The organism is Rubrivivax sp. A210, assembly GCF_904426505.1.
Classification (GTDB): Bacteria; Pseudomonadota; Gammaproteobacteria; order Burkholderiales; family Burkholderiaceae_C; genus Rubrivivax.
The window spans coordinates 354,204-376,459 of sequence record NZ_CAJGBN010000034.1; the positions used below are offsets into that span (position 1 = coordinate 354,204).

The window sequence follows — 22,256 nt, forward strand, 5'->3', positions numbered from 1 at the left end:
CCTGCGGCGGATTCACTTTGATCGAGCGGATTCCCATGGTCACCATCCCCCTCACGCGGCGCGGCGCCGAGATGCTGAAGAGCGAGCTGCAGCGGCTCAAGTCGGTCGAGCGCCATGCCGTCATCCAGGCCATCGCCGAGGCCCGCGCCCAGGGCGACCTGTCGGAGAATGCCGAGTACGAGGCGGCCAAGGACAAGCAGGGCTTCATCGAGGGCCGCATCAAGGAACTCGAGTCCAAGCTCGCCGCGGCCCAGGTGATCGATCCCAGCGGCCTGGACGCTGGCGGCAAGGTGGTGTTCGGCGCCACCGTCGACCTCGAGGACGAAGGCAGCGGCACCAAGGTCACGTACCAGATCGTCGGCGACGACGAGGCTGACCTCAAGCTCGGCCTCATCTCCATCAGCAGCCCCATCGCGCGTGCCCTCATCGGCAAGGAAGCCGGCGACGTGGCCGAAGTCCAGGCACCCGGCGGTGTGCGCCACTGGGAGATCGTGGACGTGCGCTACGCCTGATGGTCTTTGCCGAGCGCTTGCGCCGCCTGCTGCCGGCGCTGTGGGCCGGCTGGCTGCTCTGCCTGGCCCTGCTGGCCACGCCGGCGCCCTTTGCCACGCTGGACGGCCCGATGGCCGGCCGCGTCGTCGGCCGCATGCTGGCCCAGGATGCCTATACCGGCATCGCGCTGGGCGTGCTGGTGCTTGTTCTCGAACGTGTGGCCGCGCGGCGCCGCGCCGCGGGCGGGCAGGGCAGCCAGTTCAGCACCGGCATGGCGCTGGCACTGGGCGCCCTCTTCTGCACTGTGGCCGGCTATTTTGGCCTGCAGCCGATGATGGTGGCGGCGCGGGCGGGGCAGGGCGCTTTGAGCTTCGGCCAATTGCATGCCATCAGCGCCGGCTTCTTCGTCGTCAAGCTCGCCCTCGTGCTGGCACTGGCCTGGCGCGGTGCCGCCGGGCCGGTTCTCAGTCGGCCTGCTTCTTCTTGATGCTGGTGACGCGCTTCTTGGCGCGCTTGATCTGGCCACCGGCGGCCACGCGCTCGTTGCCGAACACCTTGACCTTCTTGATCGTCGCGCGGTGGTTGCCGCTCTTGGAAAAGCTCACCAGCTTGACGACGCGCGGGCCCGCCATGCGATCGTCGTCGCGCTCGGCCTTTTCCTTGGGCGGGATCGGGCGCCACAGCACCAGCAGCTTGCCGATGTGCTGGATCGGGGCGGCGCCCAGCTCGTCGGCCAGCGTCGCCAGCATGGCTTCGCGCGCAGACCGGTCGTCGCTGAAGACGCGCACCTTGATAAGGCCGTGGGCCTTGAGTGCGAGGTCGACTTCTTTGCTCACGGCCGCGGTCAGGCCTTCGCCGCCAATCATGACCACGGGGTCCAGGTGATGGGCGCCGGAGCGATGCTCCTTGCGTTGTGCGGGGGTCAGCTGAATGGCAGTCATGCCCGTATTATCGACCGCCCATGAAAATCAAGTCCAAGAGCAAGAAGATCAACAAGGCGTGGCTCAACGACCACCTCAACGATCCCTATGTCAAGCTGGCCCAGAAAGAGGGCTACCGCGCCCGCGCCGCCTACAAGCTGTCCGAGATCGACGAGACGCTCAAGCTGATCCGGCCCGGCCAGGTGGTGGTCGACCTCGGCGCCGCGCCCGGTGCCTGGAGCCAGTACCTGCGGCGCCGCTTCGCCCCTGCCGGGGCTGCGGCCGGTGAACTCAACGGCACCGTGATCGCGCTCGACCTGCTCGAGTTCGAGCCCATCGAGGGCATCGTCTTCATCCAGGGTGACTTTCGCGAAGATTCGGTGGCGCAGCAGCTCGTCGACGCGCTCGCCGGCCGGCCGGTCGACGTGGTGCTGTCGGACATGGCGCCCAATCTCTCGGGCATCGAGTCGTCGGACGCGGCGCGCGTGGCGCACCTGGTCGAGCTGGCGGTCGAGTTCGCCGGCCTGCACCTCAAGCCCGAGGGCGCGCTGGTGTGCAAGATGTTCCACGGCAGCGGCTACAGCCAGCTCGTCAAGCTCTTCAAGGAGCGCTTCCGCGTCGTCAAGCCGATCAAGCCCAAGGCCTCGCGAGACAAGTCATCTGAAACCTTTCTGGTCGGCCTGGGTCTCAAGGCCCGTGCCCAGGCAGTGGCGCCGGCCTGATGCCGGTAGTCGACGGGCGCGCCGGCCCGGTGCGTGCAGTCGGACCCGGTTTGCGGCTCTTGACAGAGGCCTCAAAAAGGCCTTGCAAACCCTTGTCTGCCTTAGAATCAACCCCATCTGCCGTGGAATCCGGCGCGGCGGTCTTCGCTGCGCGGAACCGCTGAATTGGAAGAAGGAGCCGCGGTGAACAATCAATGGTTCTCGAAAGTAGCTGTCTGGCTGGTGATCGCCCTCGTGCTGTTCACTGTGTTCAAGCAGTTCGATCGGGGCACGGCGTCGGGCAATCAGATCGGTTACTCCGATTTCCTGGAAGAGGTCCGCGGCAAGCGCATCAAGACCGTCACGCTGCAGGAAAGCCCGGGTGGCGGCACCGAGATCATCGCCACCACCAGCGACGACAAGCGCCTGCGCTCCACCGCCACCTACCTTGACCGTGGCCTGGTCGGCGACCTCATCGCCAACGGCGTCAAGTTCGACGTGAAGCCGCGCGAAGAGCCGTCCATCCTGATGAGCATCCTCGTCAGCTGGGGCCCGATGCTGCTGCTCATCGGCGTCTGGATCTACTTCATGCGCCAGATGCAGGGCGGCGGCAAGGGCGGCGCCTTCAGCTTCGGCAAGAGCAAGGCGCGCATGCTCGACGAGGCCAACAACTCCACCACCTTTGCCGACGTGGCCGGCTGCGACGAGGCCAAGGAAGAGGTCAAGGAACTGGTCGACTTCCTGAAAGACCCGCAGAAGTTCCAGAAGCTGGGCGGCCGCATCCCGCGCGGCGTGCTGCTGGTCGGCCCCCCGGGCACCGGCAAGACCTTGCTGGCCAAGGCCATCGCCGGCGAGGCCAAGGTGCCGTTCTTCAGCATCAGCGGCTCCGACTTCGTCGAGATGTTCGTCGGCGTCGGCGCGGCGCGCGTGCGCGACATGTTCGAGCAGGCCAAGAAGAGCGCGCCCTGCATCATCTTCATCGACGAAATCGACGCGGTGGGCCGCCACCGCGGTGCCGGCCTGGGCGGCGGCAACGACGAGCGCGAGCAGACGCTCAACCAGATGCTGGTTGAGATGGACGGCTTCGAGACCAACCTCGGCGTCATCGTGATGGCCGCCACCAACCGGCCCGACATCCTCGACCCCGCGCTGCTGCGCCCGGGCCGCTTCGACCGCCAGGTCTATGTCACGCTGCCCGATGTGCGAGGCCGCGAGCAGATCCTCAACGTCCACATGCGCAAGGTGCCGGTGGGGCAGGATATCCGCGCCGACATCCTGGCGCGCGGCACACCGGGCTTCAGCGGTGCCGATCTCGCCAACCTGGTCAACGAAGCCGCCTTGTTCGCCGCCCGCCGCAATGGCCGCGTCGTCGAGATGAACGACTTCGAGAAGGCCAAGGACAAGATCATGATGGGCCCCGAGCGCAAGAGCATGGTGATGCCCGAGGAAGAGCGCCGCAACACGGCCTACCACGAGTCGGGCCATGCCCTGGTGGCACGGCTGATGCCCAAGACCGATCCGGTCCACAAGGTCACCGTGATTCCGCGCGGGCGCGCCCTGGGCGTGACGATGCAGCTTCCCGAAGGCGACCGCTACAGCATGGACAAGCAGCGCATGCTGTCCACCATCAGCGTGCTGTTCGGCGGGCGCATCGCCGAAGAGGTGTTCATGAACCAGATGACCACCGGCGCCAGCAATGACTTCGAACGCGCCACGGCCATCGCCCGCGACATGGTCACGCGCTACGGCATGACCGACGAGTTGGGCCCCATGGTCTACGCCGAGAACGAGGGCGAGGTCTTCCTCGGCCGCTCGGTCACCAAGACGACGACGATGTCGGAAGAGACGATGCGCAAGGTCGACTCGGTGATCCGCCGCATCATCGACGAGCAGTACACCATCGCGCGCAAGCTGATCGAAGACAACCAGGACAAGATGCATGTGATGGCCAAGGCCTTGCTCGAATGGGAAACCATCGACGCCGACCAGATCGACGACATCATGGCCGGCAAGCCTCCGCGCGCCCCCAAGGACAGCAACCCCTCTTCGAGCAAGCACAGCGGCCCGTCGGCTCCAGTGGGCTCCGACAGCGCGCCGGCCGCGGCCTGAGCGGATTCGCCCGGTTCCGATCGCGAGGCGGGGCAGCGGCCCCGCTTTGCCTTTGCTGCCCGGCAGTTTTTGCATCTCCCAGCCTGTCTCGCCTTGCGCGCCACGCCCGACTGTCGCCCCGACCCGATGCGCTGGCTGACCACCCGCCACGCCATCGACCTCACGCGCCCGCGCGTGATGGCCATCGTCAATGTCACGCCCGATTCCTTTTCCGATGGGGGCCGGCATGACGAGGCCTCTGCCGCCATAGCCCACTGTGAGCGCCTGCTGGCCGACGGCGCCGACATCCTGGACATCGGCGGCGAATCGACGCGGCCCGGTGCGGCATTGATCGACGATGCCACCGAATGCGCCCGCGTGCTGCCGGTGCTGCGCGCCGCACTCACGCTGGGTGTGCCAGTCTCGGTGGACACCAGCTCGCCGGCGCTGATGCGCCAGGCGCTGGATCTGGGCGCCGACATCATCAACGATGTGCGCTCGCTGCGCCGGCCCGGAGCGCTGGCCTGCCTGGCGGCCCACGGCCGCGCCGGCATCTGCCTGATGCACATGCGTGGCGAGCCCGCCACCATGGCCGCCGACACCGTCTATGGCGATGTCGTCGGCGAGGTTGGCGCCTTCCTCGCGCAGCGCCTGGCCGAGGTGAGGGCGGCCGGCATAGACCCCGAGCGCATCGTGCTCGACCCCGGCATCGGCTTCGCCAAGCGCTCCGCGCACAACCTGCAGCTGCTGGCGCGCCAGGCAGAACTGCTGGCGCTGGGACGGCCGTTGCTGGTGGGCTGGTCGCGCAAGGGCACGCTGGGCCGCATCACCGGGCGTGTAGCGGGTGAGCTGCAGGCGGCCAGCGCCGCTGCCGCGCTGATCGCGGTGGTGCGTGGCGCGGCCATCGTGCGCGTCCACGATGTGCGTGCCACGGTCGACGCGCTGCGTGTGCTGCACGCGGTGCAGCTCGGCCGCATCGAGGCCGGCTGAGCCGGCACAAATCCTCACGCGGCGATGCCGGCCCGGCCCGAGCATCGCCACCCGGAAACAGAATCGGCAAAAGCAGAAGCGGGCAAGGGGGCCTGACGACATGAGCAGACAGTATTTCGGTACCGATGGCATACGCGGCACGGTCGGCAGGCCGCCGATCACGCCGGATTTCATGCTGCGCCTGGGCCACGCCGTCGGCCGTGTGCTCCGCCGCAGCACCGCGCGCCCGACGGTGCTGATCGGCAAGGACACGCGCATCTCGGGCTACATGCTCGAATCCTCGCTCGAAGCCGGCTTCGCCTCGGCCGGCGTCGACGTGCTGCTCAGCGGCCCCCTGCCCACGCCCGGCGTCGCCTACCTCACACGCGCGCTGCGGCTGGATCTGGGCGTGGTCATCAGCGCCTCGCACAACCCTTTCGACGACAACGGCGTCAAGTTCTTCTCCTCGGGCGGCGAGAAGCTGTCCGACGATTGGGAGGTCGATGTCGAGGTCGTGCTGGCGCAGGCGCCGCAGTGGGTGGATTCGGCCGGCCTGGGCAAGGCGCGGCGGCTGGAAGACGCCCGCGGACGCTACATCGAGTTCTGCAAGGGCACGGTGCCGCACAGCCTGTCACTGCGCGGCATGAAGATCGTCGTCGACGCGGCCCATGGCGCGGCCTACCACGTCGCGCCCGATGTCTTCCACGAACTCGGCGCCACGGTGGTGACCATAGGCTGCGCCCCCGACGGCCTCAACATCAACCAGGGCGTGGGCGCGACCGCGCCGCAGGCCCTGGTGCAGGCCGTGGCCGAGCACCGCGCCGACTACGGTATCGCGCTCGACGGCGATGCCGACCGCCTGCAGCTGGTCGACGCCCAGGGTCGGCTCTACAACGGCGACGAACTGCTGTACGTGATGGCCGCCGACCGCCTGGCGCAGAAGCAGGCGGTGCCGGGCGTGGTGGGCACGCTGATGACCAACATCGCCATCGAGCAGGCGCTGGCGCGCCAGGCCGTGCCCCTGGTGCGTGCCAAGGTCGGCGACCGCTATGTGCTCGAGGAACTGGCGGCGCGCGGCTGGCAATTGGGCGGCGAAAGCTCCGGCCACCTGCTGGCGCTGGACCGCCACACCACCGGCGACGGCATCGTCAGCTCGCTGCAGATCCTGCAGGCGGTGCGGCGCAGCGGGCGCACGCTGGACGCGCTGCTGGAAGGCGTCACGCTCTATCCGCAGACCATGATCAATGTGCGCCTGCCCGAGGGCAGCGACTGGAAGAGCAATGTGCGCCTCACCGACGCCCGCGAAACCGCCGAGCGAGCGTTGGGCGACAGTGGCCGCGTGCTCATCCGCGCCTCGGGCACCGAGCCGGTGCTGCGCGTGATGGTCGAGGCGCGCGACGCGGCGCTGGGCCGCCGCTGCGCCCAGCAGATGGCCGACGCCGCCGCCCGCGGCTGAAGCGCGCGGCGCCTCAGCCGCTGCCGCCCGGGATTTATTTCTTGGGCGGCATCAGCACGCGGTCGACGAGGTGTACGACGCCGTTGCTGGCCTTGATGTCGGCCTGCTCGACGACGGCGTCTTCCACGGTGATGAAGCCGCCCGACTTGGCCAGCGCCAGGTTGGCGCCGTTGACGGTCTTCACATTGCCCTGCTTGATCGCGGCCGCCGGCGAGTTGCCCGCGACGACGTGGTAGCTCAGCACGGCCTTGAGCTGTTCCTTGTTGGCCGCGAGTTCGGCCAGCGTCTTGGCCGGCACGGCCTTGAAGGCGGCATCGCTGGGCGCGAACACCGTATAGGGGCCGGCGCTGGCCAGGGTCTCGCCCAGGCCGGCGTCCTTGACGAGGCGGGCCAGCGTCTGGGTCGAGGCATTGCGGCCCAAGGTCTCGGTGAGCGTGGCCGGGGCCGGTGTGGTGGCGCAGCCGGCGGTAGCCGCCAGGGTTGCCAGGGCGGCCAGGGAAGCGATGAGGGTAAGGGCTTGGCGACGGGCGTACATGCGGTGGGCACTCCTGCGGGATGAAAATGCGGGCAGGCTATGCCGGACAAGTGACGCTTTCGTGACGGTTTCGCGGCGGCATGTGTCAACGCCCCGGGGTCGCCGGATTGGTCAAACGCCTGTCACAAAAGGCTTCTAGAGTGCGTCACACTGCGTCAACATCCGAAAGACCATCCTCATGACCGTGATCCGCCTCCTGGCCCTGTCGTCCACCTTTCTGCTCGCAAACTCGGCCGTGCTGGCCCAGGACGTGACCGGTGCCGGCGCCACCTTCCCGGCGCCGATCTATGCCAAGTGGGCCGATGCCTACAACAAGGCCTCGGGTGCCCGTATCAACTACCAGTCGGTGGGCTCGGGTGCCGGCATCCGCCAGATTCGCGGCAAGACGGTTGATTTCGGTGCCTCCGACATGCCGTTGACCGATGCCGAACTGGCCAAGGACGGCATGGTCCAGTTCCCCACCGTCATCGGCGGTGTGGTGCCGGTGGTCAACATCAAGGGCATCGCCCCGGGCCAGATCCGCCTCACGGGCCAGGTGCTGGGCGACATCTACCTGGGCAAGATCACGAAGTGGAACGACGCCGCGCTCACGGCGCTGAACCCCGGCGTGCCGCTGCCCGATGCCGACATCGCCCCGGTGCGCCGCGCCGACGGCTCGGGCACGACCTTTATCTTCACCAACTACCTGTCCAAGGTGAATGCCGAGTGGAAGACCAAGGTCGGTGAAGGCACGGCCGTCAACTGGCCGGCCGGCGCCGGCGGCAAGGGCAACGAGGGCGTGGCCGCCTTCGTGCAGCGCCTGCCCAACTCGATCGGCTATGTCGAGTACGCCTACGTCAAGCAGAACAAGATGACGTACACGCTGATGCGCAACAAGGACGGCCAGTTCGTGGCGCCCAGCGACAGCGCCTTCAAGGCCGCCGCGGCCGGTGCCGACTGGAACAAGACCTTCTTCCAGATCACCACCGAACAGCCGGGCAAGGAAGCCTGGCCGCTGACCAACCCGACCTACATCCTGATGTACAAGCAGCAGGACAAGCCGGTCAACGCCAGCAATGCGCTCAAGTTCTTCGAATGGGCCTACAACAACGGCGACAAGCTGGCCGACGATCTCGACTACGTGCCGCTGCCGGCCACCGTGAAAGATCTGGTACGCAAGCAGTGGGCCGAGCAGATCAAGGACGGCGCCGGCAAGCCCATCGCCTTCAAGTGACGTGACGGACCATCCCCGCGCGACTGAACCCCTGCGCGGGGACGGCACCATCCTTTCCGAACCCTCGACGAGCGGAGGCAATTTGGCCGCAACGCTACCTGCCAGTCCCTACGCAGAGGACGGCCAAATCGAACGCACCCAGCCGCGCGGCAACCCGCCGCCGCGGCGGCGCGTGTGGCCCTGGGCCGACCTGGCCTTCTCGGCGCTGGCGCACGGCGCGGCCTGGGTCACGCTGCTGCTGCTGGCCGGCATCATCGCCTCGCTCATGGTCGGCGCCTGGCCGGCCATCCAGGGCTTCGGCCTGGGCTTCCTGGTTTCCACCGAATGGGATCCAGTGCAGCTCAAGTTCGGCGGCCTGGTGATGATCTATGGCACGCTGATGACCTCGATCATCGCCCTCGTCATCGCGGTGCCGGTGAGCTTCGGCATCGCCGTCTTCCTGACCGAGCTGTCGCCCAAGTGGCTCAAGCGTCCGCTGGGCGTGGCCATCGAGTTGCTGGCGGCCGTGCCGTCCATCGTCTACGGCATGTGGGGCCTGCTCGTCTTCGGCCCCATCCTGGCCACCTATGTGCAGCAGCCGCTGCAGAAGATTTTTGCCGGCGTGCCCATGCTGGGCACGCTGTTCTCGGGCCCGCCGGTGGGCATCGGCATCCTGTCGGCCGGCATCATCCTGGCCATCATGGTGATTCCCTACATCGCCTCGGTGATGCGCGATGTCTTCGAGACCACGCCGCCCATGCTCAAGGAATCGGCCTATGGCCTGGGCTCGACGACCTGGGAAGTGGTCTCGCGCGTGGTGCTTCCCTACACCAAGACCGGTGTCGTCGGCGCCATCATGCTGGGCCTGGGGCGGGCGCTGGGCGAGACGATGGCGGTCACCTTCGTCATCGGCAACTTCAACCAGCTCGATTCGCTCTCGCTGTTCCAGGCGGCCAACAGCATCACCTCGGCACTGGCCAACGAGTTCGCCGAGGCCGGCGAGGGCCTGCACCAGGCTTCGCTGATCTATCTCGGTCTGGTGCTGTTCTTCATCACCTTCGTCGTGCTCGCCCTGTCCAAGCTGCTGCTGTCCAAGCTGCGCCAGGGTGAAGGGAGCCGCACATGAGCTTCGCCTCCCTCGACACCGGCCGCCTGGCCCTGTACCGCAAGCGCAAGCTCGTCAACGCGCTGGCGCTGACGCTGGCGCTGTCGGCGATGGCCTTCGGCGTCTTCTGGCTGGTCTGGATCCTCGTCGAGACCGTGCGCCTGGGCCTGGGCGGCCTGGCCTGGTCGGTGTTCACCGAGTCGACACCGCCGCCGCAGGCCGAAACCGGCGGCCTGGCCAATGCCATCGTCGGCTCGGCCATCATGGTCTCGCTGGCCACGCTGGTGGGCACGCCCATCGGCGTGATGGCCGGCATCTACCTGGCCGAATATGGCAAGAAGACCTGGCTGGGTGCGGCCACCGGCTTCATCAACGACATCCTGTTGTCGGCGCCGTCCATCGTGATCGGCCTCTTCATCTACTCGGCCGTGGTGGCGACGACCAAGACCTTCTCCGCCTTTGCCGGCGTGCTGGCGCTGGCGCTGATCGTGATTCCGGTGGTGGTGCGCACCACCGAGAACATGCTGAGCCTGATTCCCAACGCGCTGCGCGAGGCCGCCTATGCGCTGGGCACGCCCAAGTGGAAGGTGATCGGCTCGGTCACTCTCAAGGCGGCGCGCGCCGGTGTCGTCACCGGCATCCTGCTGGCGCTGGCGCGCATCGCCGGCGAGACGGCGCCGCTGCTCTTCACCGCGCTGTCCAACCAGTTCTTCACCACCAGCCTGGGCGAGCCCATGGCCAGCCTGCCGGTGACCATCTTCAAGTTCGCCATGAGCCCCTACGAGAACTGGCAGAAGCTCGCCTGGGCCGGCGTTTTCCTGATCACCGTGGGGGTGCTCGCGCTCAACATCCTGGCGCGCGTGTTCTTCCGCAACAAGCATTGAAGGGCCCACGGCAACCATGGACACCCGTACCGACACCGCCGCCGGCGAGCGCATCAAGCTCTCGGTGCGCGACCTGAACTTCTATTACGGCAGCTTCCACGCGCTCAAGCACATCAACCTCGACATCCCCGAGCGCAAGGTCACGGCCTTCATCGGGCCCTCGGGTTGCGGCAAGAGTACGCTGCTGCGCACCTTCAACCGCATGTTCGAGCTCTACCCCGAGCAGCGCGCCGAGGGCAGCATCGCCATCGACGGCGAGAACATCCTCAACTCCAAGATCGACGTCACGCTGATCCGCGCCAAGATCGGCATGGTGTTCCAGAAGCCGACGCCGTTCCCGATGTCGATCTACGACAACATCGCCTTCGGCGTGCGGCTGTTCGAGAGCCTGCCGCGCGTGGAGATGGACGAACGCGTCGAGTGGGCGCTCAAGAAGGCAGCGCTGTGGAACGAGGTCAAGGACAAGCTGGCGCAAAGCGGCTCCAGCCTCTCGGGCGGCCAGCAGCAGCGCCTGTGCATTGCCCGCGGCATCGCCATCAAGCCCGAGGTGCTGCTGCTTGACGAGCCCTGTTCGGCTCTGGATCCCATCAGCACTGGCAAGATCGAGGAGCTGATCCACGAGCTCAAGACCGACTACACGGTGCTCATCGTCACCCACAACATGCAGCAGGCCGCGCGCTGCAGCGACTACACCGCCTACATGTACCTCGGCGACCTGGTCGAGTTCGGTCCTACCGGCGAGCTGTTCATGAAGCCGAAGAAGAAGGACACCGAGGACTACATCACCGGCCGCTTCGGCTGACCGACCAGGAGTTCCCAGCATGACGGACAAGCATCTCTCGACGCAGTTCGACTCCGAGCTCAGCGGCATCTCCAACCGCGTGCTCGAGATGGGCGGCCTGGTCGAATCCCAGGTCGCGCAGGCGCTCTACGCGCTCACCCACTTCAGCGACGAGACCGCCGCCCAGGTGCTGACGCAGGAAGAGCGCGTCAACCAGATGGAGGTCGAGATCGACCGCGATCTCTCGGCCATCATCGCGCGGCGCCAGCCCACGGCGCGTGACCTGCGCCTCCTGATCGCCGTCAGCAAGGCCATCGCCAACCTCGAGCGCGTGGGCGACGAGGCGGCGCGCATCGCGCGCACGGTGCAGCGCCTGATCGCCACCGGCGTCTCATCAAGGCTGCGCCTGCCGGTGGCCGACCTCGCCTTCGAGGCCGACCTCGCCATCGCCCAGCTGCGCAAATCGCTCGACGCCTTCGCCCGCCTGGACACGGCGCGCGCACTCGAGGTGCTCAAGCAGGACGACCAGATCGACCAGGAGTTCGACGGCCTGCTGCGCAAGCTCATCACCTACATGATGGAAGACCCGCGCACCATCTCCTCCAGCATCGACCTCGTCTTCGTGGCCAAGGCCATCGAGCGCGTGGGCGACCACGCCAAGAACCTGGCCGAGGCCATCATCTACGTCGTCAAGGGCACGGACGTGAGGCATTCCTCGATGGCCGAGGTCGAGAACGCCATCCGCTGAGCGCCCAGGAACCCCCATGAGTCTCGTGCTCGTCGTCGAAGACGAATCGGCCATCGCCGAACTGATTGCCATCAACCTGCGCCACGCCGGCTTCGAGGTTGCCATCGCGGCCGACGCCGACGCCGCCCAGGCCGCAGTCGACCGCGTGCTGCCCGACCTGGTGGTGCTGGACTGGATGCTGCCGTCGCAGTCGGGCGTGCAGCTGGCGCGGCGCTGGCGTGCCGATGCGCGCACGCGCGAGCTGCCGCTGATCATGCTGACGGCGCGCGCCGAGGAGGCCGACAAGATCACCGGCCTGGACGCCGGCGCCGACGACTACCTCACCAAGCCCTTCTCGACCAAGGAGCTGATGGCGCGCATCCGCGCCGTGCTGCGCCGCAAGGCGCCCGAGGCGCTGGACGCCGCGGTCGAGGTGCTGGGACTGCGCCTCGATCCGGCCACCCGCCGTGTCACGCGGCGCCAGGGCGAGGAGATGCGCGAGGTCAAGGTCGGGCCGACGGAGTTTCGCCTGCTGCACTTCCTCATGACCCACCCCGAGCGTGTACACAGCCGCGCCCAACTGCTCGACCGCGTCTGGGGCGACCACGTCTTCATCGAGGAACGCACCGTCGACGTCCACGTCAAGCGCCTGCGCGAGGCGCTGGCGCCGGTCAACTGCTCGGGCCTGATCGAGACCGTGCGCGGCGCCGGCTACCGATTGACGCAGCAGCTCGGCACGGTTCCGGCCTGAATCGGGCGGCAGCATGGGCTGGGTGATCGCGCGCTTCCTGGCGGCGGCGCTGACCGTCGCCACCGGGGTCTTTCTCGGCTTTCTCATCGGCGGCCTGGCGCACGCGGCGCTCGTCGGCATGGCGCTGGGCGGCCTGCTCGGCGTGTTCGGTGCCGTCTTCGTCGATTCGCGCCAGGGCCGCCACCTGCTGGAATGGCTGCGTGGCGCGCAGGGCCAGACCGCGCCGCGCGATACCGGCTACTGGGGCGAGCTGGCCTACCGCATCGAGCGCGCGATGCGCCTGCGCGACAGCGCGGTGCGCGCCGAGCGCGAACGGCTGCAGCAGTTCCTCAGCGCCATCGACGCCTCGCCCAATGGCGTGATGATGCTGGACCACGAGGGTGCCATCGAGTGGTGCAACGCGGTCGCGGCCGTGCATTTCGGGCTCGATCCTGTGCGCGACCGCCGCCAGCGCATCACCAACCTCGTGCGCGCGCCGGCCTTCGTGGCCTACATGCAGGCCGGGCAATTCGACGAAGCCGTGGTCTTCCCCGGGCCCCAGGGCGGCAGCACGCTGTCGGTGCTGGCGCGGCCCTACGGCGATGGCATGCGCCTAGTGCTGACCCAGGACATCACCGAGCGCGAACGCAACGATGCCATGCGGCGCGACTTCGTCGCCAACGTTTCGCACGAGATCCGCACGCCGCTGACCGTGCTGTCGGGCTTTCTCGAAACCATGGCCAGCCTGCCGCTGAGCGAGGCCGAGCGGCAGCGCGTGCTGGCCTTGATGCAGCAGCAGACGCAGCGCATGCAGGCCCTGGTGGGCGACCTGCTGACGCTGGCCCAGCTCGAAGGCAGCCCGCGCCCGGGCGCCGACCGCTGGCTGCCGGTGGCGCCGCTGCTGCGCCGTGCCCAGGCCGATGCCACCGCGCTTTCGGGCGGCCGCCACCAGATCGAGCGCAGCGGCGGCGACGATGCCGAGCTGGCCGGCAGCGACACCGAACTGCTCAGCGCCATCGGCAACCTGCTCAACAACGCGGTGCGCTACACGCCAGAGGGAGGCCGCATTGCGCTGCACTGGCTGTGGCGCGAAGACGGCAGCGCCGAGGTGGATGTCAGTGACAGCGGCCCGGGCATCGCGCGTGAGCACATCCCGCGCCTGACTGAGCGCTTCTACCGCGTCGATGGCAGCCGTTCGCGCGACACCGGCGGCACCGGCCTCGGCCTGTCCATCGTCAAGCACGTCATCCAGCGCCACGGCGGCGAGATCGACATCACCAGCGAGCCCGGCCAGGGCTCGACCTTCCGCCTCGTCTTTCCCACCTTTCGGGCGCGGCGCCGGCAGGTGGTGGCCGAGGCCGGACTCGAACGCGTCTAGGGGCGTTGCGGGGCGCGTGCGGTGGCACGCTCATAGACGAGCGTGACCTCGGCGCGGTCGGTCGGGCGCTTGACCTCAGCGACTTGCTGCCAGCCCGCGGGCGGCGATGGCAGCGGCCGTCCGCGCGCCACGCGCAACAGCACGTTGCAAGGGCCGGCGGCGGCGTCGGGGCTGGCGTCCACCCGCCAGCGGCCGAAGTGCTCGAGCGCCGCCACCGTGGCCATGGCCAGGCCAGGGGCGGCGATGCAGGCACCGGCCGGCACATGGGGCGTCAGCCGTGCCACGAAGGGCCGCGGGCTGCGCCAGTAGTCCAGCAGCGGCAGCCACAGCGTCATCAGCAGCAGCCAGCACAGCGCCACGCCGCCGGCCGGCAGCACCAGACTTTTCCACAGTGCCTCGCGATGGCGGCCGGTGCGCCAGCGCACCAGCCAGATCCAGGCCGCCGTCCCGGCCAGCGCCAGCAGCAGCTCCAGCGCCGAGAAGGGCTGGACGAAGCCGGGCGCAAGGCGGCCGACGTTGATGGCCGGCTGCGCCGGCAGGCCGGTCTGCATCGAGGTGTAGATGACCCAGATGGTGATGGCGCACAGGCTGAAGAAGCACATCGAGAACCAGTCGATGGCCGCCGACGTGCCGCGCTTGAGCGTGGGCAGGGCGAAGGCGGCGAGCACGGCCCAGCCAGGCAGCGAGAGCATCAGCGCGCGGTCGTTGCCCGCCATCGCCAGATTGGCCAGGCTGCCGGCGCCGGCCACCACCAGCGGCACCGAGAGATGGCGGAACGAGAGCTGGCGCCGCCAGCGCCACAGTGTCCACAGCGCCATCGGCAGCGACGGCCACAGGAACCACAGCCACTGCCGGGCGATGCCGGCGCCGGCGTCGCCCGACCAGGCAGTGACGCGCCAGCGCCAGGTACCCAGCCACCAGGCCAGGGCCACGGCCGCCACCGTGCCGCCCAGCACCCAGGTGGCAAAGGCGCGCACCTGGGCATAGCGCGAGGCGCGGCAAACCGCGGCGCCGGCCAGGCCGGCGGCGAGCGCGATGGCCGGCGCGCCGCTGCCGGCCAGCAAGGGCAGGGCGGCGGCAGCGGCCAGGCGGGCGCGCCAGGTCTGGCTGGGCGCGGCGGCCAGGCCGTAGAGCAGCAGGCTGATGGCGCACAGCTGCGCCAGCTCGGGCGTGGTCTCGTGGCCCAGCTGCAGCAGGCCCAGCGTGGCCATCAGGGCCAGCACGGCGCCGTCGGCGATCGCGCGTGCATAGTCCACCGGCTGGGCCTCGCCGCCGAAGGCGAAGGGCACGGGTTGGGCGGCTTCGGTGCGCGCGAGGTGGAAGGTGGTGTACCAGACCAGGGCCAGCGTCAGCGCCAGCAGGGCCACGAAGGGCAGCCGTGCCGCCAGTTCGGGGGCCATCCAGGGCGAGCCGGCGGCGATGAAGACGGCGCCCAGCCAGTGCGGCAGCAGCGCACTGTCGGCCGGCATGCCTCCCAGCGTGGGCGCCAGCCAGTCGGTGCGGCCCTGGGCGATGGCCACCATCTGGCCGAATGCGGCGAGGTCGGCATTGCGCCAGGGGTCGCGGCCGAAGAGGCCCGGCAGCAGGTAGGCGGCGCACAGCAGCAGCAACGGCACGCGCGGCAGGCGGCGGGCGCTGCGTGCGGTGACGAGGGCGGGTTTGGGTGGCTTGCTCACGCGTCGATGATGCCGCAGGGCAGGAACGAAAAAGGCAGCCGAAGCTGCCTTTGTCGGGGTTCGGTACGCCTGCCTGGATTACTTCTTGAGGCCGACGCGGGCGAACTTGTTGCGGAACTTCTCGACGCGGCCGCCCAGGTTGTCCACGCTCTTCTGCGTGCCGGTGTAGAACGGGTGCGTCTCGCTGGTGGTTTCCAGCTTGATCAGCGGCAGTTCACGGCCGTCCTCGAGCTTGATCGACTCCTTCGTGGTGGCGCAGGAGCGCGTCACGAACTTGAAGCCGTTGGACAGGTCCTGGAAGCAGACCTCGCGATAACTGGGATGGATGCCGTTCTTCATGCAAAAGCCTCTGCGGGGTTGGGAGCCACGCCGCCCGTCTAAAACGCGGGCGAGCGCACTTTCCTGGTTGGAGGAAACCCGGAATTCTATACCGACGATCAGCCGCCGCGGCGCATCATGTCGAAGAAGTCGAAGTTGTTCTTGGTGGCCTTCATCTTCTCGAGGATGAACTCCATCGCCTCGATCTCGTCCATCGGGTACAGCAGCTTGCGCAGGATCCAGCTCTTTTGCAGGATTTCCGGCTTCAGCAGCAGCTCTTCGCGCCGTGTGCCGCTCTTGTTGATCAGGATGGACGGGTAGACGCGCTTCTCGGCCATGCGGCGGTCGAGGTGGATCTCGCAGTTGCCCGTGCCCTTGAACTCTTCGTAGATCACCTCGTCCATCTTGGAGCCGGTGTCCACCAGCGCGGTGCCGATGATGGTCAGCGTGCCGCCTTCCTCGGTGTTGCGCGCGGCGCCGAAGAAGCGCTTGGGCCGCTGCAGCGCGTTGGCATCGACGCCGCCCGACAGCACCTTGCCGCTGGAGGGCAGCACGTTGTTGTAGGCGCGTGCCAGGCGGGTGATGCTGTCGAGCAGGATGACCACGTCCTTCTTCAACTCGACCAGGCGCTTGGCGCGCTCGATCACCATCTCGGCCACCTGAACGTGGCGCGCGGCGGGTTCGTCGAAGGTGGAACTGATGACCTCGCCGCGCACGGTGCGCAGCATCTCGGTCACTTCCTCGGGCCGCTCGTCGACCAGCAGCACGATGAGGTGGATCTCGGGGTGGTTGGCCACCAGCGCGTGGGCGATGTGCTGCATCATCACCGTCTTGCCGGTCTTGGGCTGGGCCACCAGCAGCGCGCGCTGGCCTTTGCCGATGGGCGCGATGAGATCGATGATGCGGCTGGTGATGTTCTCTTCGGCCTTGACATCGCGTTCGAGCCTGAACTGTTCCTTCGGGAACAGCGCGGTCAGGTTCTCGAACATGATCTTGTGCTTGCTCTCCTCGGGCGTGAGGCCGTTCACACGGTCGACCTTGACCAGCGCGAAGTAGCGCTCGCCGTCCTTGGGCACGCGCACCTCGCCCTCGACCATGTCGCCGGTGTGCAGGTTGAAGCGGCGGATCTGGCTCGGGCTGAGGTAGATGTCGTCCGTGGACGCCATGTAGCTGGCCTCGATGCTGCGCAGGAAGCCGAAGCCATCGGGCAGCACCTCGAGCACGCCGTCGCCGAAGACCTGTTCGCCGGCCTTGGCGCGCTTCTTCATGATCGCGAACATCAGCTCCTGCTTGCGCAGGCGGGCGACGTTCTCGATCTCCAGCGCCTCGCCCATCGTGATGAGCGCCGCGATGGGCAGGGCCTTGAGTTCAGACAGATGCATGGGGGCACCCTGGTGCAGATGCTAAGCGGCTCGCGCGCCGCAAGGCGCGGGCCTGTCGGGGACGACAGGCGGGCCGCTGGTGGAGGGTCGCCGGATCCACGAGGTTTGCCGTCAGGAGCCGGCCTGTTCGTGACAGGCGGGCGAGGGCGGAGCGTGGTGGCGGGTCAGACGGCGGGCGCTCTTGGCGCCCGCCGTTGACGGAGATTATAGATGACCGTCAAGGAAGGCCGTGAGCTGTGCCTTGGACAGCGCGCCAACTTTGGTGGCGGCCAGTTCGCCACCCTTGAACAGCATCAGCGTCGGGATGCCGCGGATGCCGAATTTCTCGGGAACGGCGCGGTTCTCGTCGACGTTCATCTTGGCGATCTGCAGGCGCCCGTCGTAGCTCTTGGCCACTTCGTCGAGGATGGGGGCAATCATCTTGCAGGGTCCGCACCATTCGGCCCAGTAGTCCACCAGCACCGGTTTGTCGGCCTGCAGGACATCGCTGCCGAACGAATCGTCGGTGACGTGCTTGATCAATTCGCTGCTCATTGCTTTCTCTCCACGTGCCGGACTGCACGGCCTTTGCGTTAGGCTCACAGATTCTGACACAAAGGCCTTATTCGGCAGCCCTTGGCGGGCCCACCTTGCCACCATGGCCGTGATAGCGCAAATTGACTTGACGCCACCGGCCGCGCGAAAACTGCTCGTTCATTTGCCCGCTGTTCCAGGCACCGCGCCGGCAGCGCTAGGGTGCAATCCTCAGACATGAGTGCCATCGGTTCCGGCGCCGCCGCGTCCCCGCCTGCCAGCCCCGTGCGATGGTTCGGGCGTCGCCAACTGCTGCGCCTGCTCGGGAAGAGCGACCGCAGCATGTGCTGGCTGGTGATCGAGCCCCGCTCGGGCCAGGAACTCATGCTGGTGTTGCCGCGCGTGCAGCCGGCCGGTGCCGAAGGGCTTGAGCGCTGGCAGCAGGCGGTGCGCAAGGCCTCGCGCCTGAACCATCCCAACCTGGCCGCGGTGATCGAGGTCGGTGTGCAGGACGGCTGGCCCTTCGCCGCCTACGACCCGCTGGGCGAGGCCACCCTCGCCGACCACATCACCAAAGAGGGCCTGGCGGGCGCCGAGGTCGCGGCGTTGGGCCTGCAACTGATGCAGGGCCTGGCCTTCGCCCACGATGCGGGCGCCGCCCACCACGATATCCAGCCCTTTCTGGCGCTGGTGGGAGAGGGCGGCGGGCTGCGCCTGGTGGGTCTGGGTGTCGCCTCCGAGGCGGCGGCCTCCGAACCGTTGTCCGGCTTGGTAGCGGCCGAGCCGGGCGCGCGGCGCGAACAGCGCGACGCCGCCCAGCGCGACGTGCTGGCCGCCGGCGTGCTGCTGCACATGATGATCACCGGCCAGGGCGCCATCGAGGAGCGCGATGTCGCCCGCGTCGTCCTGCGCCTGCCGCCGCTGGGGCGCGAGATCGTGCGCCTGCCCTGGACCACGGCGCGGCCAGTGGCCGAGCCGCTGCGCGCCATCGTCAACCGGGCGACTGACCGCCAGGAACGTCAGCGTTATCACAGTGCGCGCACACTGGCTTCCGCCCTTGAAGGCTGGCTGCAGACCGAGACCGGCGGCGCCGGTGCGCTGGCCCTGCTGGCCGAACGTCTGCGCAACGCGGGCGTGCTGCCGGCCACGGCGGGTGGAGCGCGGCGGGTGGCGCGCCTGGTCGCGATGGAGCGCGAGCGCACCAACGAGCTCGCCGAGGTGGTGCTGGAAGATCTGGCGCTGTCCTTCGAGATGCTGCGCCTGGTCAATTCGGCCCAGGTGCGCGGCGCCCAGGTCTCGGGCAGCGGGCCGGTGTTGACGGTGCGCCGCGCCATCGCGATGCTGGGCCTGGAAGGCGTGCGGCGCGCCGCGACCGCGCTGCGTGACTGGCCGGGGCCGCTGTCGGACGTGGGCGCGGCCGACCTGCAGCGCCAGCTTGATCGCGTCAAGCGTGCCGGTCGCCTGGCCTTGGCGCTGCGTCCGGCCGGTTATGACAGCGAGGTTGTCTACCTCGTCACCCTGTTGCAGAACCTGGGCCGGCTGGTCGTGCATTACCACTTCCCGGACGAGGCGCAGCAGATCCACCGCCTGATGCTGCCGGCACCGGCCACGCGCGAGGGCGAGGCCGAGGAACCCGGCATGAGCGAGCAGGGCGCTGCCTATGCCGTGCTGGGCATTGACATCGAATCCCTGGGCTCCGCCGTGGCCCGCCACTGGGGGCTGGACGACGCGGTGCTGGCCCTCATCCGCCGCCTGCCGCCCACGACCCCGGTACACACGCCCGAGAGCGACGACGAGACGCTGCGCCTGGTGGCCAGCTGCGCCAACGAGACCATGGATGCCATGTCCCTGGCGCCGCACCGGGTGGCGACAGCGATGCAGCGCGTGGCGCAACGCTATGGCCGCGCGCTCGAGATCGGCCTGCGCGACCTGCAGGCGGCCCTGGCCGGCAAGCCGCCCGACCACATCGCTCCCACCGAGCAGGCGCCGTTGGATGAAGCACCCCAGGCGCCGGCGCCTGTCGCCGCACTGCGGCGCCCGGCCGGATCGCCGCCGTGACCATGCCCGCCAGCGCGACGCGCCGGCTGGGCCGCTTCGAGCTGCTGCGTGAGCTTGGCCGCGGCGCGCAGGCCACGGTCTGGCTGGCGCATGACCCGCGCCTGGAGCGCGAAGTTGCGCTCAAGCTGCTCAATCCGGGCGCCGATGCCGACGCCGTGAGCCAGTGGCTGGACGAGGCGCGTGCCGTGAGCCGCCTCAACCACCCCAACATCGTGCCGGTCTTCGAGGCTGACGAGCACGAAGGCCAGCCCTATCTGGTGTTCGAGTATGTCGAGGGCCCGACGCTGTCCGAGGCCCGCCGCAGCCGCCCGGCGATGCCGGCCAAGGAGGCCGTGGCGCTGCTGCTGGGCGTGCTGGACGCTCTCTCTGTGGCCCACGACCACGGCATCGTCCACCGCGATCTCAAGCCCTCCAACATCCTTCTCGGGCGCGACGGCCGAGCGCGTGTGATGGACTTCGGCATCGCCGCGCGCACCGACCGCACCGACGGCCGCATCGTCGGCTCGCCCGGCTACATCTCGCCCGAGGCGGCGCGCGGCCAGGCGCCGCTGCCGGCCATGGACGTCTTCTCGGCCGGTGTGCTGCTGGGCGAACTGCTGGCCGGTACACCGCTGATGCAGGAGCACGACCCGTACCGTGCCGTGCAGCGCGTGCAGACCGAGGACATGGTGCTGCCGGCCCACGCCAAGGTCGACCAGGTGCTGCGCGGCATCGTGCAGCGCGCACTGGCGCGCGACGCCGCCGCCCGCTACGACAGCGCGCGCAGCATGCACCGGGCGCTCTCGGCGTGGCTCAACCCTGAGCAGGGCGCCCTGCCCGACGCCGGCAACAACGACGCCACGCTGCAGTTCCTGCTGCGCCGCATGCGCCACAAGACCGACTTCCCGGCGCTTTCGGCCTCGGTGTTGCGCATCCAGCGCATCGCCTCGTCCGACCGCGAGAGCCTGCGCACGCTGACCGACGAGATCCTGCGCGATGTGGCACTCACCAACAAGCTGCTGCGCATGGTCAACACGGTTCACTTCACCGCGGCGGCCGGCGGCGGCGTGAGCACGGTATCGCGCGCCGTGGCCCTGGTGGGTTTTGCCGGCATCCGCAACATGGCGCTGTCGGTGCTGCTGCTCGAGCACATGAGCGACAAGGCCCATGTCGCGGTACTCAAGGAAGAGTTCCTGCGCGCGCTGATGGCCGGCATGCTGGCCGACACGCTGTCGCCGATCCAGCGCGAGGGCGAGGAGGCGTTTCTCGGCGCGATGTTCCAGAACCTCGGGCGCCTTCTCACCGAGTACTACTTTCCCGAGGAGGCGGTGCAGATCCGCACCCACCTGGGCGATCACACGCCAGGCCATTTCGAGCGCGAAGCGGCTGCGCGCCGCGTGCTCGGCCTGGGCTTCGAAGATCTGGGCAGCGGTGTCGCCAAGGCCTGGGGCCTGCCCGACAGCCTGCAGCAGGCGCTGCGCGCGCCCCAGGGCGAGATTCCGTCGCGGCCGCTGGGCCGCGGGCCCGACCAGGCCGTCGAGCGCCTGCGCTGGCTGGGCCGCGGCGCCAATGCGGTGGCCGATGTGCTGCTGGCGCATGACGGAGAAGAGCAGGGCAAGCAACTGGCGCTGGTGGCCGACCAGTACGCGCCGCTGTTCGGCGTCAATGCGCGAGAGATCGTCGGCGCCGCCCACACATCGCGCCAGGAGCTCTCGCAGCTGGCCCAGGCCATGGGCTTGAACGTGGCGCGCCACGCGCCGGCGCGGCGGCTGATCGCCGAAACCAGCGCCGGCCTTGACCTGTCGATGGCCAAGACCCTGATCCTGCCGTCGGGGCAGTCCGGCGGCGCCCAGCACCGGCTGAACCATGCGCTGGACGAGGTGCGCGGTGCCATCGCCGGCCAGCGCCTGAGCCTCAACGAGGTGCTCAAGCTGGTGCTCGATGGCATGCTGCACGCGCTCGACCTGCATCGCGTGGTCTTCTGCATGCGTGAGCCGCGCGGCGGCCGCCTGCTCGGCCGCGTCGGCGTGGGTGCCGACGCGATGGAGCTGAGCGCCGCCTTCCGCATCGAGCCCGAGGCCGCGGGCGAGGGCGATCTCTTTGCGGCACTGTGTACCCGCGGCGCCGACCTGCTCATCAGCGACGCCGCCGCCGTGGCCGGCAAGCTGCCGCTGTGGTACCGCGAGCGCGTCAATGCGCCGACTTTCCTGCTGATGCCGCTGATGATCAGGCGCGTGCCCATCGGCCTCATCTACGCCGACAAGCTGCATGCCGGCAGCCTGGTGCTGGGTGACGCCGAATTGACACTGCTGCGCTCATTGCGCGACCAGGTGGCGGCAGCCTTCGCGCGGGCGACGGCCTGACGCCGGCGC

At 68.7% G+C, this 22,256-nt stretch carries 21 protein-coding genes; 15 read left to right on the plus strand and 6 right to left on the minus strand.

Translation table 11 applies throughout. From position 1 onward, the window contains the following. Positions 1-35 precede the first annotated feature (35 nt). Positions 36-512, plus strand: coding sequence for a transcription elongation factor GreA (greA, locus tag JMV16_RS17705; RefSeq protein ID WP_201495602.1), 477 nt, complete (start codon positions 36-38; stop codon positions 510-512). Then, a complete protein-coding gene (locus JMV16_RS17710; protein ID WP_201495603.1) occupies positions 512-979 on the plus strand; it encodes a DUF4149 domain-containing protein in 468 nt (155 codons plus the stop codon). Before greA ends, JMV16_RS17710 begins: the two co-directional genes overlap by 1 nt. Here JMV16_RS17710 and JMV16_RS17715 read toward each other — a convergent pair. Continuing rightward, complete coding sequence (locus JMV16_RS17715; protein WP_201495604.1) at positions 957-1,433, minus strand: YhbY family RNA-binding protein; 477 nt, start codon at positions 1,431-1,433, stop codon at positions 957-959. The two genes, JMV16_RS17710 and JMV16_RS17715, sit on opposite strands and share 23 nt — an antisense overlap. Positions 1,434-1,453: 20 nt before the next feature. Between JMV16_RS17715 and JMV16_RS17720 the strand changes: the two genes are divergently transcribed. The 4 genes from JMV16_RS17720 (at position 1,454) to glmM (ending at position 6,626) form a co-directional block, all read left to right on the plus strand. Next, entirely contained in the window at positions 1,454-2,134 is a 681-nt protein-coding gene (locus tag JMV16_RS17720; RefSeq protein WP_201495605.1) for an RlmE family RNA methyltransferase, read from the plus strand. A gap of 183 nt (positions 2,135-2,317) precedes the next feature. Continuing rightward, a complete protein-coding gene (gene ftsH, locus JMV16_RS17725) occupies positions 2,318-4,222 on the plus strand; it encodes an ATP-dependent zinc metalloprotease FtsH (protein ID WP_201495606.1) in 1,905 nt (634 codons plus the stop codon). A gap of 126 nt (positions 4,223-4,348) precedes the next feature. After that, positions 4,349-5,191: a dihydropteroate synthase gene (folP, locus tag JMV16_RS17730; RefSeq protein WP_201495607.1), complete on the plus strand. Its 843-nt coding sequence runs from the start codon at positions 4,349-4,351 to the stop codon at positions 5,189-5,191. A gap of 100 nt (positions 5,192-5,291) precedes the next feature. Continuing rightward, positions 5,292-6,626 carry a phosphoglucosamine mutase gene (glmM, locus tag JMV16_RS17735; RefSeq protein ID WP_201495608.1) on the plus strand — a complete coding sequence of 445 codons (1,335 nt, stop codon included), beginning with the start codon at positions 5,292-5,294 and terminating at the stop codon, positions 6,624-6,626. Between the two features lie 34 nt (positions 6,627-6,660). On the opposite strand, the gene JMV16_RS17740 is transcribed toward glmM, so the two are convergent. Next, on the minus strand, positions 6,661-7,161 hold the full coding sequence (locus JMV16_RS17740) for a fasciclin domain-containing protein (protein WP_201495609.1): 501 nt from the start codon (positions 7,159-7,161) through the stop codon (positions 6,661-6,663). Between the two features lie 178 nt (positions 7,162-7,339). Between JMV16_RS17740 and pstS the strand changes: the two genes are divergently transcribed. The 7 genes from pstS (at position 7,340) to phoR (ending at position 13,958) form a co-directional block, all read left to right on the plus strand. Beyond that, positions 7,340-8,374: a phosphate ABC transporter substrate-binding protein PstS gene (pstS, locus tag JMV16_RS17745; protein ID WP_201495610.1), complete on the plus strand. Its 1,035-nt coding sequence runs from the start codon at positions 7,340-7,342 to the stop codon at positions 8,372-8,374. Between the two features lie 127 nt (positions 8,375-8,501). After that, the gene (gene pstC / locus JMV16_RS17750) at positions 8,502-9,479 is read left to right on the plus strand and encodes a phosphate ABC transporter permease PstC (protein ID WP_201495677.1); all 978 of its coding nucleotides are present in this window, start codon (positions 8,502-8,504) and stop codon (positions 9,477-9,479) included. After that, positions 9,476-10,342: a phosphate ABC transporter permease PstA gene (pstA, locus tag JMV16_RS17755; protein ID WP_201495611.1), complete on the plus strand. Its 867-nt coding sequence runs from the start codon at positions 9,476-9,478 to the stop codon at positions 10,340-10,342. The genes pstC and pstA overlap by 4 nt, the downstream gene beginning before the upstream one ends. Positions 10,343-10,358: 16 nt before the next feature. Next, positions 10,359-11,144: a phosphate ABC transporter ATP-binding protein PstB gene (gene pstB, locus JMV16_RS17760; protein ID WP_201495612.1), complete on the plus strand. Its 786-nt coding sequence runs from the start codon at positions 10,359-10,361 to the stop codon at positions 11,142-11,144. Positions 11,145-11,163: 19 nt separating this feature from the next. Next, complete coding sequence (gene phoU, locus JMV16_RS17765; RefSeq protein ID WP_201495613.1) at positions 11,164-11,871, plus strand: phosphate signaling complex protein PhoU; 708 nt, start codon at positions 11,164-11,166, stop codon at positions 11,869-11,871. 16 nt (positions 11,872-11,887) lie between these two features. After that, complete coding sequence (gene phoB, locus JMV16_RS17770) at positions 11,888-12,601, plus strand: phosphate regulon transcriptional regulator PhoB (protein ID WP_201495614.1); 714 nt, start codon at positions 11,888-11,890, stop codon at positions 12,599-12,601. A 13-nt stretch (positions 12,602-12,614) separates the two neighbouring features. Then, positions 12,615-13,958: a phosphate regulon sensor histidine kinase PhoR gene (phoR, locus tag JMV16_RS17775; protein WP_201495615.1), complete on the plus strand. Its 1,344-nt coding sequence runs from the start codon at positions 12,615-12,617 to the stop codon at positions 13,956-13,958. Here phoR and JMV16_RS17780 read toward each other — a convergent pair. The 4 genes from JMV16_RS17780 to trxA form a co-directional block, all read right to left on the minus strand. Beyond that, entirely contained in the window at positions 13,955-15,634 is a 1,680-nt protein-coding gene (locus tag JMV16_RS17780) for a hypothetical protein (RefSeq protein ID WP_201495616.1), read from the minus strand. The genes phoR and JMV16_RS17780 overlap by 4 nt on opposite strands. Positions 15,635-15,712: 78 nt before the next feature. After that, positions 15,713-15,973, minus strand: a complete 261-nt coding sequence (locus JMV16_RS17785) for a type B 50S ribosomal protein L31 (protein ID WP_201495617.1) — start codon at positions 15,971-15,973, stop codon at positions 15,713-15,715. A 98-nt stretch (positions 15,974-16,071) separates the two neighbouring features. Next, positions 16,072-17,334, minus strand: coding sequence for a transcription termination factor Rho (gene rho / locus JMV16_RS17790; RefSeq protein WP_201495618.1), 1,263 nt, complete (start codon positions 17,332-17,334; stop codon positions 16,072-16,074). A 204-nt stretch (positions 17,335-17,538) separates the two neighbouring features. Beyond that, on the minus strand, positions 17,539-17,868 hold the full coding sequence (gene trxA / locus JMV16_RS17795) for a thioredoxin TrxA (RefSeq protein WP_201495619.1): 330 nt from the start codon (positions 17,866-17,868) through the stop codon (positions 17,539-17,541). Positions 17,869-18,084: 216 nt separating this feature from the next. Here trxA and JMV16_RS17800 point away from each other — a divergent pair, with 216 nt between their 5' ends. Further along, entirely contained in the window at positions 18,085-19,905 is a 1,821-nt protein-coding gene (locus JMV16_RS17800; RefSeq protein WP_236580583.1) for an HDOD domain-containing protein, read from the plus strand. A gap of 2 nt (positions 19,906-19,907) precedes the next feature. Beyond that, positions 19,908-22,247, plus strand: a complete 2,340-nt coding sequence (locus JMV16_RS17805) for a protein kinase domain-containing protein (RefSeq protein ID WP_201495679.1) — start codon at positions 19,908-19,910, stop codon at positions 22,245-22,247. Positions 22,248-22,256: the final 9 nt, after the last annotated feature.

Coding starts and splice junctions, on each gene's coding strand:
- rho (WP_201495618.1), bottom strand. CDS start 17,334: ATGCATCTGTCTGAACTCAAGGCCCTGCCCATCGCGGCGCTCATCACG.
- folP (WP_201495607.1), top strand. CDS start 4,349: ATGCGCTGGCTGACCACCCGCCACGCCATCGACCTCACGCGCCCGCGC.
- JMV16_RS17720 (WP_201495605.1), top strand. CDS start 1,454: ATGAAAATCAAGTCCAAGAGCAAGAAGATCAACAAGGCGTGGCTCAAC.
- JMV16_RS17785 (WP_201495617.1), bottom strand. CDS start 15,973: ATGAAGAACGGCATCCATCCCAGTTATCGCGAGGTCTGCTTCCAGGAC.
- JMV16_RS17800 (WP_236580583.1), top strand. CDS start 18,085: ATGAGTGCCATCGGTTCCGGCGCCGCCGCGTCCCCGCCTGCCAGCCCC.
- JMV16_RS17740 (WP_201495609.1), bottom strand. CDS start 7,161: ATGTACGCCCGTCGCCAAGCCCTTACCCTCATCGCTTCCCTGGCCGCC.
- JMV16_RS17715 (WP_201495604.1), bottom strand. CDS start 1,433: ATGACTGCCATTCAGCTGACCCCCGCACAACGCAAGGAGCATCGCTCC.
- phoR (WP_201495615.1), top strand. CDS start 12,615: ATGGGCTGGGTGATCGCGCGCTTCCTGGCGGCGGCGCTGACCGTCGCC.
- JMV16_RS17710 (WP_201495603.1), top strand. CDS start 512: ATGGTCTTTGCCGAGCGCTTGCGCCGCCTGCTGCCGGCGCTGTGGGCC.
- pstB (WP_201495612.1), top strand. CDS start 10,359: ATGGACACCCGTACCGACACCGCCGCCGGCGAGCGCATCAAGCTCTCG.
- pstS (WP_201495610.1), top strand. CDS start 7,340: ATGACCGTGATCCGCCTCCTGGCCCTGTCGTCCACCTTTCTGCTCGCA.
- JMV16_RS17805 (WP_201495679.1), top strand. CDS start 19,908: ATGCCCGCCAGCGCGACGCGCCGGCTGGGCCGCTTCGAGCTGCTGCGT.
- phoU (WP_201495613.1), top strand. CDS start 11,164: ATGACGGACAAGCATCTCTCGACGCAGTTCGACTCCGAGCTCAGCGGC.
- trxA (WP_201495619.1), bottom strand. CDS start 17,868: ATGAGCAGCGAATTGATCAAGCACGTCACCGACGATTCGTTCGGCAGC.
- glmM (WP_201495608.1), top strand. CDS start 5,292: ATGAGCAGACAGTATTTCGGTACCGATGGCATACGCGGCACGGTCGGC.
- phoB (WP_201495614.1), top strand. CDS start 11,888: ATGAGTCTCGTGCTCGTCGTCGAAGACGAATCGGCCATCGCCGAACTG.
- greA (WP_201495602.1), top strand. CDS start 36: ATGGTCACCATCCCCCTCACGCGGCGCGGCGCCGAGATGCTGAAGAGC.
- pstA (WP_201495611.1), top strand. CDS start 9,476: ATGAGCTTCGCCTCCCTCGACACCGGCCGCCTGGCCCTGTACCGCAAG.